Here is a 13,475-nt window from a genome sequence, read left to right as displayed (position 1 = left end):
CCCCGGGGAGGCCCGGCCCCAGCGTCAGCCCTTGGGCACCGCCACCATGTCGAAGTCCGGAATGCGTTCACGCATGAACTCGCGCATCCGGTTGATGAGGGCCGCCTCAATCTGCCGGGCGCGCTCGCGGCTGACGCCGTACTTGTCGCCGATGTCCTGGAGCGTGAGCGGCTCGTCCGCGGTGAGGCGGTGCTCGAAGATGTAGCGCTCCTTGCCCTCCAGCGTCTGGGCGAAGGCGGCCAGGTTCTCCCGGAAGAGGGCCTTGAGCTGCTCGCCGCCCAGGCGCTCGTCGGCGGGCACCGCGCTGGACGGCAGGTAGCGGTCCGCCCGGGTGGAGCCCGAGTCCCCGTCGTTGCCCAGCGGCGCGTCGATGGACACCTCGTCGTGCCCCAGCCGCTGGTCCATCTCCACCACGTCCTGCTCGGAGACGTTGAGCCGCTCCGCCAGGAGGCGCGGGCTGGCCTCGAAGCCCTGGGAAATGAGCTTCTCCTGCTCCTGGCGCAGCTTGAAGAAGAGCTTCCGCTGGGCCTCGGTGGTCCCCAGCTTCACCATCTTCCAGTTGTCCATGATGTAGCGAAGGATGTACGCGCGGATCCACCAGGCGGCGTAGGAGCTGAGCTTCACGCCCCGGTCCGGGTCGTACTTCTTCACGGCCTGCATCAGCCCGATGTTGCCCTCCTGCACCAGGTCCAGCAGGGACAGGGGGTTGCGGTGGTACTCGTGGGCCAGCTTCACCACGAGTCTCAGGTTGGAGGCCACCAGGCGGTAGGCCGCCCGCACGTTCCCCGTGGACTGGTACTCCTTGGCCAGCCGGTGCTCCTCCTCCCGGGTGAGCAGGGGGTGCTTCGTCACCTCGGCCATGTAGGCCTGGAGCGGGTCCCGGTTGGTGAGGGCGCTGCTGCTCTCCGCGCGCACCAGGGCCGCGGGCCGGGCCGGAGCGGGGGACTCCTCGATTTCCGCCTCGGCTTCGTTCAATTCCGCCAGGTCCGGCTCCAGGGCGTCCGGGTCCTGGGCGGAGTCCTCGACCTCCTCGTCCAGAGCTTCCGGGGCTTCCGGAGCCTTCTCCCGGGCGGTCCCCGGTCGGGGGGAGGCCGCGGGGCGCTTCGCGCGGGGCCGGGGGGCGGCCGGACCATTGGTTCTCTTCCTCCCATTCGCCATGCGCGCTCCATACCCCAAAGTGCCGCGATTGTTGCCAGAGGGTAATGCAGGGGCTATGCCCATGCCCGATGAGCGACATCCAAGAGCCCACGCCGGGAGCCCCGGCACCTGACGAAGCCTCGACGCGTCCCGCCGAATACATCGCGGACGTCAGCTTCGACGAAATGAACCTCTCCGAGCCCCTCCGCCGTGCACTGGCGGAGCGCGGCTACACCAGTCCCACCCCCGTCCAGGCCAAGGCCTTCGGCCCCGCGATGGCGGGCAAGGACCTCATCGTCCGCAGCAAGACGGGCACGGGCAAGACGGCCGCCTTCGGCCTGCCCCTGCTGGAGAAGATCCCCGCGGACGAGAAGCGCGTGCGCGCCCTCATCCTCTGCCCCACGCGCGAACTGGCGCTCCAGGTGGCGGAGGAGCTCACCACGCTGGCCAAGTACAAGGGCGTGAAGGTGGCGGCCATCTACGGCGGCGCCTCCATGAAGCAGCAGGAGGACGCGCTGGAAGAGGGCACGCCCATCATCGTGGGCACCCCGGGCCGCGTCTTCGACCACATCAACCGCGGCAACCTCAAGCTGGACGGCTGCGACCACGCCGTGCTGGACGAAGCCGACGAGATGCTGAACCAGGGCTTCTACGAGGAGGTGACGCGCATCCTCGACCGCCTTCCGAAGACGCGCCAGGTGCTGCTCTTCAGCGCCACCGTCCCCACGGACATCCAGAACCTCATCGCGCGCTACACGACGAACGCGGAGACGCTGCTGTTGTCCGGCGACGTCTTCACGGTGGAGCACATCCACCACATCCGCTACGACGTGTCGGACCAGTTCCCCAAGCCGCGCAACCTCATCTACATCCTGGAGAAGGAAGAGCCCTCCAACGCCATCATCTTCTGCAACACGCGGGATGACACGGCGCTGGTGACCGCGGTGCTCAACCGCAACGGCTTCGACGCGGAATTGCTCAACGGAGACCTGCCGCAGAAGGAGCGCGAGCGGGTGATGGGCAAGGTGAAGCGCGGCGAGGTGGCCTTCATGGTCGCCACGGACATCGCGGCGCGCGGCATCGACATCTCCGGGCTGGAGTACGTCATCAACTACTCCCTGCCGGAGGACCCCGCCGTCTACCTGCACCGCGTGGGCCGCACGGGCCGCATCGGAAACAAGGGCACGGCCATCAACCTCTTCTCCGGGCGTGAGCTGGCGACGTTCACCGTGCTGGAGAAGAAGTTCGGCATCAAGTTCGAGATGCGCGAGATGCCCGCGCCCGAAGAGGCGATGCACCTGTGGACCGAGCGCCACTTGCGTGAGCTGCGCGAGGGCATGGGCTCCAGCATCTTCGAGGGCTTCCTGCCCCTGGCCTCGCAGCTCAAGCAGCGCCCGGACGCGGACGACCTCATCGCCTTCCTCATCAAGTACTACTTCAGCCGCCTGCGCATGGAGAAGGCCCAGGCCGCCGGTGAGACGGAGAAGCGCGAGCCGGCGCCGGAGCGCAAGCCCATGGAGCGCCGGGGCAAGGACCGCGAGCGCGACCGCGAGCGTCCCCGCCGCGAGGACCGGGGCGAGCGCGCCGAGCGTCCCCGCCGCGACGAGCACCCGGACCGCGAGCGCCGCCCGCGCCGCGACGAGCCGCGCCGTGAGGACCGCGGTGAGCGCCGGGGTGCCGGTTCCGCCGCGCTGGAGGCGGGCCCGGGCGAGACGAAGCTCTGGGTGAACCTGGGCACCGCGGACGGCCTGGGGCCGGGCAGCATCGCCACGGCCATGGAGGACGCGGGCGCGCCGGTGGGCAAGCTGGTGCGCGCGGAGCTGCGCCCCACGTTCGCGTACGTCTTCGTGGCGGAGGAGGACTCCGCGGGCTTCGAGGCGCTCAACGGCAAGCAGCACGGCGGCAAGACGCTGCGCGTGGAGAAGAGCAAGCCGCGCAGCGAGCGCGACACGACCAGCACCCGCCCGCCTCCGTCCCCGGACGCGGGCCCCGGCGAGGTGAAGCTCTGGGTGAACCTGGGCTCGGATGACGGCATGGACGAGGCGAAGCTGCCCGCCACGCTGGAGTCCCTGGGCGCTCCCGCGGGCAAGGTCATCAAGGCCCTCACCCGCCCCACCTACGGCTACGTCTACGTGCCGGAAGGTGACGCCGAGGGCTTCGAGTCGCTCAACGGCAAGGCGCACAACGACAAGCCGCTGAAGCTGGAGCGGCACCGTCCGCGCGGCCAGCGTGAAGAGCGCCGCCCCCGTCATGAGGCCCTGCCGGACATCCCCGGCCAGGCGCGCCTGTGGGTGGGATTGGGCCGTCAGGAGGGCCTGGACGAGGCGGGCGTCACCGCCGCGCTGGAGGCCGCGGGCGCTCCGGCGGGCAAGGTGCTGCGCACCGACCTGCGCCCCACGTACGCGTACGTCTTCGTGGCGGAGGAGGACGTGGCGGGCTTCGAGGCCACCCACGGCAAGCCCCACGGCGAGGGCAAGACGCTCAAGGTGGAGCGCGCCAAGCGCAAGTAGCGCTTCCGTGCCTCCGGTGTCTCAGGACTCCGGAGGCGCCTTCTTCCTGCGGGCCCGGTGGTAGTGCGCCACGCACAGCCCCCGGGCCAGCACGGGCCGGCCGCACTCCGGTGAAGCGCAGGCCGCGCTGGCCTCCTTCGCCGGAGGAGTCGAAGCGCCCGGCCCGCCGCTGAACATCGCCTCCGCCACGGCCAGCAGGCGGTCCACGTCGTCGCGCCCCAGCTTCTTCAGCCGCACCCACTCCACCAGCCGATGAGCCCCCGCGTCCTCCGCGTCCTCCAGCCGGAACAGCTCCCCCAGCGGCAGCTCCAGCGCGGCCGCGACCTGGAGGAGCGTGTCGTAGCTGGGGTTGCGCTCGCCGCGCTCCAGCAGGGACACGAAGCTCACGGAGATGTCGCACCGGGCGGCGAAGTCCTCCTGCGTGAGGCCCCGGCGCTCTCGCAGCGTGCGGATCCGCCGCGCCAGTCCCTGCAGGGACGAACCGGCGTCGCTGTCGTCCGGGGAGTGGGGGCGCATGGACACACCCATCGTAGCGCACCGCTTCTGTTAAGGTTTTCCGTCTGTCCCCAGGAGTGAAGCCCACCATGAACGCCGTCGACGGCACCAACTACTACTTCCGCAAGGCCGCGCGGGTGATGGACGTGGGCACGCCCATCGAGACGCTCCTGGCCACGCCCCTGCGCGAGGTGAAGGTGCAGGTGTCCATCGAGATGGACTCCGGCGAGATCCGCACGTTCCTGGGCTACCGCATCCAGCACGACAACAGCCGCGGCCCCATGAAGGGCGGCCTGCGCTACCACCCCGCCCTGGACCAGGACGAGTGCGTGTCGCTCGCGTCGCTGATGACGTGGAAGACGGCCGTGGTGAACGTGCCCTACGGCGGCGCCAAGGGCGGCGTGGCGTGCGACCCCGCGCAGATGAGCCTCAAGGAAGTGGAGCGGCTCACGCGCAAGTTCGTGGATCAGATTCAGGACGTCATCGGGCCCACGCGGGACATCCCCGCGCCGGACGTCAACACCAACCCCCAGGTGATGGCCTGGGTGATGGACCAGTACTCGCGCTACCACGGGCATTCTCCCGCCGTGGTGACGGGCAAGCCCCTGGAGCTGTACGGCTCCAAGGGCCGCGAGGCCGCCACCGGGCGCGGCCTGCTCTACGTGTGCCGTGAAATCCTGAGGGATTTGGGCATGCCGGTGAAGGGCACGCGCTTCGCCATCCAGGGCTTCGGCAACGTGGGCAGCCACATCGCGCAGCTCATCTGGGGCGACGGCGGCGTGGTGGTGGCCGCGTCCGACGTGCTGGGCGGCATGTACAACCCCATGGGCCTGGACGTGCCGTCCCTCTTCGAGCACGTGAAGCGCACCGGCACCGTGACGGGCTTCAGCGGCGGCACGCCGTGCTCCAACGAGGACGTGCTCGCGGCGGACTGCGAGGTGCTCATCCCCGCCGCCCTGGGCCACGTGCTCACCCGCGACAACGCCAACAGCGTGCGCGCGCGCCTGGTGGTGGAGGGCGCCAACGGCCCCACCCAGCCGGAGGCGGACGACATCCTGGAGAAGCGCGGCATCTTCGTGGTGCCAGACATCCTGGCCAGCGCGGGCGGCGTGACGGTGAGCTACCTGGAGTGGGTGCAGAACCTCCAGCACGTCTCCTGGGAGGAGGACCGCGTCAACGCGGAGCTGGAGAAGACGATGAAGGAGGCCTACGACCGGGTGGCGCAGATTGCACGGTCTCGTAAGGTTTCCATGCGGACGGCAGCCTACATCCTGGCCATCGGCCGGGTGGGCAAGGCCACGGTGCTGCGCGGCATCTGACGCACCCCGCCGCGCACGCGGGCAGGCAGGCGTGGGGCTCCGGGCCGCTTCCGTGCGGGGCCCGCTTCCGCTACACGGCCGCCCATGATGGTCACCCTGCAGGACATCCAGGCGGCGCGCGAGCGGATCCGCCCCGCGCTGCGCCCCACGCCGTGCCCCGCGTCGGACTACTTCACGGAGAAGACCGACTGCGCGGTGGTGTACTTCAAGCTGGAGAACCTCCAGCGCACCGGCGCCTTCAAGGAGCGCGGCGCGCTCAACAAGCTGCTGACGCTGACGGAAGAGGAGAAGCGCCGCGGCGTCATCGCGGCCTCCGCCGGCAACCACGCGCAGGGCGTGGCGTACCACGCGCGCCGGCTGGGCATCCGCGCCACCATCGTGATGCCGGAGCGCACGCCGCTGATCAAGGTCACGCGCACGCGGGATGACTACGGCGCGCGCGTGGTGCTCAAGGGCGCCAACTACGACGAGGCCTACGCGGAGGCCCTGCGCATCCAGGCCGCGGAGGACCTGGTGTTCGTGCACCCCTTCAACGACCCGCACGTCATCGCGGGCCAGGGCACGCTCGCGCTGGAGCTCTTGGAGCAGTGCCCGGACCTGGAGCTGGTGGTGGTGCCGGTGGGCGGCGGCGGGCTCATCTCCGGCGTGGCCGTGGCCCTGAAGGAGACGAACCCGCGCATCCAGGTGGTGGGCGTGCAGGCCTCCACCATCGCCAGCATGAAGGCGTCACTGGATGCCGGGAAGCGCACGGAGCTCGCCAACGCGGGCACCACCATCGCGGACGGCATCGCGGTGAAGGTGCCGGGCGAGCTCACCTTCGAGCACGTGCGCAAGTACGTGGACGCGATGGTGACGGTGGACGAAGAGGAGATCGCCGCCGCCATCCTGATGATGCTGGAGCAGGAGAAGTCGGTGGCGGAGGGCGCGGGCGCGGCGGGGCTGGCGGCGCTCGTCAACGGCCGGATTCCGCAGGCGAAGGGCAAGCGCGTCGCCATCATCGTGGGCGGCGGCAACATCGACATGAACGTCATCAGCCGCATCATCGAGCGCGGCCTCGTGAAGGCGGGCCGCCTGGTGCAGCTGGAGGTGCGGCTGCCGGACCGGCCCGGCGTGCTCGCGCGGCTCACCACGCAGATCGCCGAGATGCGCGCCAACGTGGTGGACCTGCACCACGACCGCGCCTTCTCCAAGGCGGGCCTGGGCGAGGCCACGGTGGAGGTGATGCTGGAGACCACCGGGCACGCGCACATCCAGGAGCTGATGGCCGCGCTGGAGGCCCAGGGCTGGCAGGTCGCCCGGACGTAGGACGGGGAGGCTTGCGCGGGCGCTCGGGGCTTCGGCGATACTCCGGAAACCCATGAACACGCCCCTCATCGCCCTGCTGCTCCTCGCCGCCGCTCCTCCCGCGCAGAAGGCGAAGGAGCTGGCCGCCCACAAGGAGTGGGAGGAGCTGTACCTCGCGTTCGCCGCCGCGGATCCGGGCTCGTACCCGGAGGCGCAGCGGCCCGCCGTGGCGGCGCCGCTGCTCAAGGGCTGCGAGGCGCTGCTCGCGGAGGACGCGGTGATGGCGTACTCGCTGGGCGAGCGCGCCGTGGCCTTCCAGGAGACGGCGGGCGGCCTGCGCTGCCTCGCGCGGTCCGCGCTGAAGACGGATCAGCGGGCCGCCGCGGAGGAGGCGCTGAAGAAGGGCCTGGCCACCTTCCCCAAGGACGGCGCGTTCGCGCTGGAGCTGGGGAAGTTGCAGTTGCAGGACAAGGACTCGGCGGGGGCGCTGGCCACGCTGCAGCAGGTGCCCGCGAAGTCGAAGGAGGCCGCGGAGGCGAAGAAGCTGATGCAGCAGGCGCGCGCGCAGGTGTCGGAGGAAGGGGCCGCGCGGCGCGAGGCGGAGCGCCTGGAGCAGCGGATGAACGGCGAGCCCGGGCCGGGGGACACGCGCCAGGCGAAGGCGACCGCGGGCGGAGAGGTCCGTCCGGCGAGCCTGAGCTACGAGTCCGGCGTGGGCAAGGACGGCATGCGCGTGCGCCAGAACAGCCGCTTCGCCATCCGCTACTTCAACAGCGACCGGGACTTCGGGCAGCGCGCGGAGTACGAGGGCAAGGTCGTGTCCGCGCTCGACGAAGCCTATGACTTCACCCAGCGGACCCTGGGCCGGGCCCGCGAGCGGCAGCTGAACGTGGTGCTCTACACCCGCGACGAGTTCGCCACGCACCTGGGCCCCTCGTACGCAGCCCGGGTGGCCGGCCTGTACCACGACAACGCCATCCGCATGAACGACGCGGCGGAGCTGACGCAGGCGACGAAGGCCACCCTGGTGCACGAGTACGTGCACGCGGCGGTGGACGAAATCTGCCCGCGCGGCGGCGGCGCCCTGCCCCGCTGGTTCAACGAGGGCCTGGCCGAGTACATCGAGTGGCGCTACCTGGGGCTGGACGGCCCCCCGCGCTACCTGCGCGACGTGATGAAGGGCCAGGCGAAGCAGGGGCGGCTGCCGAAGCTGTCGGACATGGACTCGCAGGCGCCCATCTCCATGTCCCAGCCGGAAGTCGCCTATGGAACATCCGCCATGGCGGTGCGGGAGCTGGTGCTGCTGGGAGGCCAGGAGAAGCTCCTGGACTTCATCCAGAAGGCGGGCCAGGCCGAGTCCTTCCAGGAGGCCCTGAAGGCCACCTACGAGAAGGACTTCGCCGGCCTGGACCAGGCGGTGCGTGCCGCCCTCTCGGGGAGGTAGCGGCCGGTCAGGCGTGGCGGATTGGTTTACCCCCTGGCGGGAGTCCCCTACACTCGCGACCCTCCAAGATTTTCGCTGCGGCGGTCCCCCCAAGACGCTGGCGCAGCAAGGTGACGGATGTCCGATACGCGCGCCGCGATGAGAGAGTTCCGCTTCCTGGATGAGAAGCGGAAGCTGGGAAGCCTGTCCGCTGTCGAGGAGGCTCGCTGGGTCGAGTTGCGCGGCCTTTTGGGCATCCAGGACGCGGCGGACACCGCGGCGGCGGCCCAGGCGTGGGCCCAGCCCGAGCAGCAGCCCCAGGGGTACTACGGCGAGGATGGCCAGTGGTACGCCTACCCCGCCGGCTACGACCCGAACGCCCAGGGCTACTACGGCGAAGATGGCCAGTGGTACGCCTACCCCGCCGGCTACGACCCGAACGCCCAGGGCTACTACGGCGAGGATGGCCAGTGGTACGCCTACCCCGCTGGCTACGACCCGAACGCGGCGGCGTATGATCCGAACGCCGCGGCCTATGATCCGAACGCGGCGGCGGCCTGGGCGCAGCAGGGTTACGACCCGAACGCGGCGTATGACCCAAACGCGGCGGCGGGCTACGCGGCCCCGGTGGATCCGCAGGCCTATGCCCCGCAGGCGCCCTCCGAGCCGGACAGCCTGAACCTCAGCACGGACGACATCGACATCCCCTCGCTGAGTGAACCCGCGCCGTGGATGCCGCAGGCGCCCGTGGCGACCTCGCCTGCCGCGGCGGCGGAGCCGTGGGGCACGAGCGCCGAGGAGGACTTCTCCGGGCTGTCGACGGAGACGCCGCCCCCGGTGGAGGCCGCCGCGCCGGAGCCGTCGCTGGAGGATTCGTTCGCGGACCTGTCGATGGAGGTCGAGTCGGAGGCCCAGGCCCCGGCGACGCCCGGGCTGGATCCGATGGCGGAGGCGCTGGCCTCCGCGGAGCACGCGGTCGGAGAGGCGGAGCTGCTGGAGGCCGAGCCCGTCGCCGAGGCGGTGATGGCCGAGGACCTGTCGCCCGTGGACGCGGCGTGGGACGCGGCGCCGCTGGCGGTGGAGTCCGAGGAGTCGCGGGCCAGCGCGCTCGATACCGCGCCGCTCGCGGTGGAGCCGACGGCGCCGGCGGAAGGCGCGGCCTCCGATTGGGACTGGAGCGACGTCGCGACGGCGGAGCCCGCCGCGCCGGTGGAAGCCGCCGTGCAGGAGGCCCAGGCGGTCGCCACGGAGACGGCGGAAGCGTGGGGGACGGATGCGGCCCCTGTCGCTGGAGCGCCGGAGCAAGGTGGAGAGATCGCGCTCGGCTCGGGTGACATCGCGGAGGCGTGGACCGATGGCGCCGCGGCCACGGAAGTGCCCGCGGAGGAGATCGCCCTGGACGCGGGCGACGTCGCCACGGAGTGGCAGCCGGAGACGGCCAGCGCGGGAACCTGGCAGTCCGGTGGAGCGGCCACCGGCACGACCGAGGTCGAGGCTGCGTGGCAGGCGACCGCGGAGGCGGAGGAGATCCCGCTCAGCACGAGTGACGTCGCCACGGACTGGCAGGCGGATGGCGAGACTCCGGCGGCCGAGGCGACCGCGCTCGGCACGAATGACGTCGCCACGGACTGGCAGGCGGATGGCGAGACTCCGGCGGAGGACGTCGCGGTCGCCACGGATTGGCAGACCGGCGGCGAGGCTGGGGCCGATGCGATCGCGCTCGGCACGAACGACGTCGCCACGGACTGGCAGGCCGCGGGTGAGGCTCCGTCCGCGGACGCGGTCGCGCTGAGCACGAACGACGTCGCCACGGACTGGCAGGCCGATCCGAGTGCTTCACCGGAAGGCGCGGGGGAGATCGCTCTCGGTGCCGAGGATGTCGCCACGGATTGGCAGGCCGGCGCGACGGAAGCGCCTGCCGAGGAGATCGCACTCGGCACGAGCGATGTCGCCACGGATTGGCAGGCCGACACGGCCGCATCCACCGACGCGAGCGCACTGGCCGCCGGCAATGCGGTGACGGAGTGGACGGCTGACAGCGCCGCCACCACCGAGACGCCCTCCGAGGAGATCGCGCTCGAGCCGAGCGAGGTCGCCACGGATTGGCAGTCGGGCAGCGCCACGTCGGAGCAGGCCTCCAGCGAGGAGATTGCGCTCGGCGCGAGTGATGTCGCGACGGAGTGGCAGGCCGACAACACGGCTCCGGTGCAGGCCTCCGCCGAAGAGATCACGCTCGGCACGGATGACGTCGCGACGGAGTGGCAGGCTGGCGCGGAGACGCCCGCCGAGGAGATCGCACTCGACGCGAACGATGTCGCCCACGAAGGCGCCGCGGAGGGCTCCGTTGGCGGCGCTGCTTCGGCGGTCGCGGCCGGTGTGGAGGCGCAGACCTTCGACGTGGCCGACCTGGGCGCCGAAGAGGAGCAGCAGCTCACTCCGCCGCCCTCCCCGTTCGCGAATGAGTCGGGCATTCCGTCGCTGCGGATCCGCAGCATCCCGGTCGGCCCGGACATCGAAGCCGACACGGTGGAGCTTGGCTCGGACGATGTCGAGCCCGCGGCCGAAGTGGCCCCTGCATCGGAACAGTGGGGCGAGCTGAGCGGCAGCGCCGACGACGCCGTGCCGCTGGCCACCGCCGCCGAGTCGCTCGCCGAATCGCAGTCCACCGAGTCTTCGACGTGGGACACCTCGGGTCAGGATGCGCAGGCGTGGTCCGCCGAGGGCGAGGCCTCGGACGCCACCGCCACCGTCGGCTTGCAGGACACGTCCGCCGCCATCGAGCTCCAGCCCGAGTGGGCCGCCGATGCCGTGGAGCCCGCCGCGCCCATCGAGCTCCAGCCCGAGTGGGCCGCCACCGCTGACACGGCGGAGGGAACCGGTTCGACGCAGGCATGGTCCGGAACCGCGTCGTCCGAACAGCCCACCGCGAACGTCGCGCCCGCGTGGGATGCTCCGGCCGCCGAATCCGCATGGGTCGCCTCCACGGCGGTGCCCGTCGCGGCTGCCCCGGCCGAAGAGGCTCCGCTGATCGAGGCCCGGTCCGAGTGGGCCACGCCGGAGGCCGACGCCGCGCAGCCGGCACAGACGTCCGACTGGAACACCACGGAAGAAGCCGCCCCCATCGAGGCCCAGCCGGAGTGGGCCGCCGAGGAAGCCACCGCGCCTGTCGCCGCGCAGTCGGAGTGGGCCGCCGCGGAAGAGGCGCCCATCGAAGCGCAGCCGGAATGGGCCACGGAAGAAGCCGCGCCCAGCACCGCGCAGTCCGAATGGGGCACGGCGGAGGCCGCGCCGCTCGAGGCCCAGCCGGAATGGACCGCCGCTGAAGGCACCTCCACCGTTCCCACGCAGCCGCAGTGGGAAACCGCTGAGGCCGCGCCCATCGAAGCGCAGCCTGAGTGGGCCACGACGGAAGCCACCGAGCCCGTCGTCGCCGCGCAGTCCGAGTGGACGGCCGAAGAGGCCGCACCGGTCGCCGCACAGCCCGAGTGGGCCACGGAAGAAGCTGCGCCGATTGAGGCTCAGCCTGAGTGGGCCACGGAAGAAGCTGCTCCGATCGAGGCGCAGCCCGAGTGGGCCACGGAAGAGACCGCGCCTGTTTCAGCGCAGTCCGAGTGGGCCGCCACGGACGCGACGCCTGCCGCCGCACAGCCGGAGTGGGCGACGACCGACAGCACCACGGAGGCCGCGCCGATCGAGGCCCAGCCTGAGTGGGCCACGGAAGAAGCCGCCGCGCCTGTCGCTGCTCAGTCCGAGTGGGCGACCACGGAAGCCGCGCCCACGGCACCGCAGTCGGAGTGGGCCACGACCGAAGAGGCAGCGCCCATTGAAGCGCAGCCCGAGTGGGCCACCGAGGAAGCCGCACCCGTCGCGACGCAGTCTGAATGGGCCACGGAAGAAGCCGCCGCGCCTGTCGCTGCTCAGCCGGAGTGGGCCGCCGGAGAGGCCGCACCTGTCTCGGCGCAGCCTGAATGGGCCACCGAGGAAGCCGCCGCGCCCGTCGCTGCACAGTCCGAATGGGCCGCCGAGGACGCGGCGCCCATCGAAGCGCAGCCCGAGTGGGCCACCGAAGAAGCCGCGACCATCGAAGCACAGCCCGAATGGGCAACCTCGGAAGCCACCGCGCCTGTGGCCGAACAGTCGGCGTGGGCCGCTGAAGAAGCCGCGCCCATCGAAGCGCAGCCGGAGTGGGCCACCGAGGAAGCCGCGCCCGTCACCGCGCAGCCGGAATGGGCCACGGAAGAAGCCGCGCCCATCGAAGCGCAGCCCGAGTGGGCCACCACGGAAGCCTCCGCGCCCGTCGCCGCGCAGCCCGAATGGGCTGCGGCCGAAGAAGCCCCCATTGAGGCGCAGCCCGAATGGGCCACCGAGGAAGCCGCCCCCGTCGCCGCACAGTCTGAGTGGGCCGCGGCTGAGGAGGCCCCGATCGAAGCGCAGCCGGAGTGGGCCGCGACGGAAGCCGCCACGCCCGTCGCCGCGCAGCCCGAGTGGGCCTCGACGGAAGCCGCCACGCCCGTCGCCGCGCAGCCTGAATGGGCCACCGAGGAAGCCGCGCCCATCGAAGCACAGCCCGAATGGGCCACCGAGGAAGCCGCGCCCGTCACCGCGCAGCCCGAATGGGCCACGGAAGAAGCCGCGCCCATCGAAGCGCAGCCGGAGTGGGCGAGCACGGAAGCATCTGAGCCTGTTGCCGCGCAGCCTGAATGGGCCGCCGCCGAAGAGGCCCCCATCGAAGCGCAGCCCGAATGGGCCACGGAAGAAGCCGCCACGCCCGTCGCGCAGCCCGAGTGGGCCGCCGCCGAAGAAGCGCCCATCGAAGCGCAGCCCGAATGGGCCGCCACGGAGGCCGTAACCCCGGGCGCGGATCAGCCGTGGGCCGCCACGGACGCTTCCGCTCAGTCGGAGTGGGCCGCCACCGAGGACTCCTCCGCGAGCTCCGCCTGGGCCCAGCCGTCCACCGACGCCCAGCAGCCCTGGGACGCCCCGGTCGAAGAAGCCGCCCCGGAGTGGAACGCCGCTCCCGCCACGCCGGAATGGGGCGCCCCTGAAGCCCCTGCCGCGCGCTCCGCCTGGGCCGCGCCCCAGGAGGCCCAGCCCGAGTGGATGGCCGACGCAGCCCCCGCTGCTCCCGCCGCCGGTTGGGAAGAGCCCGTCGCCGAGGAAGAGGTCTCCCTCACCGACATCACCGCCCCCACCCCGTCCGCCGGTTGGGAAGAGCCCGCCGTGGACGTGGACACGGAGCTCGACGCCACGCCCGCCCTCGACGTCGAGGAGGTGGACTCCGAGCCCGTGGCCGACATCGAGCTCGTC

At 71.7% G+C, this 13,475-nt stretch carries 7 protein-coding genes; 5 read left to right on the top strand and 2 right to left on the bottom strand.

Features of this window, described 5'->3' with window-relative positions; genetic code table 11:
* Positions 1 to 24: 24 nt before the first annotated feature.
* Positions 25 to 1,158, bottom strand: coding sequence for an RNA polymerase sigma factor RpoD/SigA (locus D7V80_RS36250; RefSeq protein WP_120592438.1), 1,134 nt, complete (start codon positions 1,156 to 1,158; stop codon positions 25 to 27).
* 68 nt (positions 1,159 to 1,226) lie between these two features.
* On the opposite strand from D7V80_RS36250, the gene D7V80_RS36245 reads away from it, so the two are divergent.
* Positions 1,227 to 3,647: a DEAD/DEAH box helicase gene (locus tag D7V80_RS36245; RefSeq protein ID WP_120592437.1), complete on the top strand. Its 2,421-nt coding sequence runs from the start codon at positions 1,227 to 1,229 to the stop codon at positions 3,645 to 3,647.
* Positions 3,648 to 3,668: 21 nt separating this feature from the next.
* Here D7V80_RS36245 and D7V80_RS36240 read toward each other — a convergent pair whose 3' ends face one another.
* Complete coding sequence (locus tag D7V80_RS36240; RefSeq protein WP_014399185.1) at positions 3,669 to 4,163, bottom strand: helix-turn-helix domain-containing protein; 495 nt, start codon at positions 4,161 to 4,163, stop codon at positions 3,669 to 3,671.
* A 68-nt stretch (positions 4,164 to 4,231) separates the two neighbouring features.
* Between D7V80_RS36240 and D7V80_RS36235 the strand changes: the two genes are divergently transcribed.
* The 4 genes from D7V80_RS36235 to D7V80_RS36220 all read left to right on the top strand — a co-directional run.
* The gene (locus tag D7V80_RS36235) at positions 4,232 to 5,461 is read left to right on the top strand and encodes a Glu/Leu/Phe/Val dehydrogenase (RefSeq protein WP_120567581.1); all 1,230 of its coding nucleotides are present in this window, start codon (positions 4,232 to 4,234) and stop codon (positions 5,459 to 5,461) included.
* Between the two features lie 87 nt (positions 5,462 to 5,548).
* Complete coding sequence (locus D7V80_RS36230) at positions 5,549 to 6,766, top strand: threonine ammonia-lyase (protein ID WP_120592439.1); 1,218 nt, start codon at positions 5,549 to 5,551, stop codon at positions 6,764 to 6,766.
* Between the two features lie 52 nt (positions 6,767 to 6,818).
* Positions 6,819 to 8,189 carry a peptidase MA family metallohydrolase gene (locus D7V80_RS36225; RefSeq protein ID WP_120592436.1) on the top strand — a complete coding sequence of 457 codons (1,371 nt, stop codon included), beginning with the start codon at positions 6,819 to 6,821 and terminating at the stop codon, positions 8,187 to 8,189.
* A gap of 117 nt (positions 8,190 to 8,306) precedes the next feature.
* Positions 8,307 to 13,475, top strand: a 5,169-nt coding sequence (locus D7V80_RS36220; RefSeq protein WP_147447332.1) for a hypothetical protein, incomplete at its 3' end; no start/stop codon positions are given.

This window comes from Corallococcus sp. CA054B (assembly GCF_003611625.1).
Classification (GTDB): domain Bacteria; phylum Myxococcota; class Myxococcia; order Myxococcales; family Myxococcaceae; genus Corallococcus; species Corallococcus coralloides.
The sequence above is the reverse complement of the archived record's forward strand: the minus strand, read 5'-3'. Positions and strand labels throughout refer to the sequence as shown.

Coding starts and splice junctions, on each gene's coding strand:
- D7V80_RS36235 (WP_120567581.1), top strand. CDS start 4,232: ATGAACGCCGTCGACGGCACCAACTACTACTTCCGCAAGGCCGCGCGG.
- D7V80_RS36240 (WP_014399185.1), bottom strand. CDS start 4,163: ATGCGCCCCCACTCCCCGGACGACAGCGACGCCGGTTCGTCCCTGCAG.
- D7V80_RS36230 (WP_120592439.1), top strand. CDS start 5,549: ATGGTCACCCTGCAGGACATCCAGGCGGCGCGCGAGCGGATCCGCCCC.
- D7V80_RS36250 (WP_120592438.1), bottom strand. CDS start 1,158: ATGGCGAATGGGAGGAAGAGAACCAATGGTCCGGCCGCCCCCCGGCCC.
- D7V80_RS36225 (WP_120592436.1), top strand. CDS start 6,819: ATGAACACGCCCCTCATCGCCCTGCTGCTCCTCGCCGCCGCTCCTCCC.
- D7V80_RS36245 (WP_120592437.1), top strand. CDS start 1,227: ATGAGCGACATCCAAGAGCCCACGCCGGGAGCCCCGGCACCTGACGAA.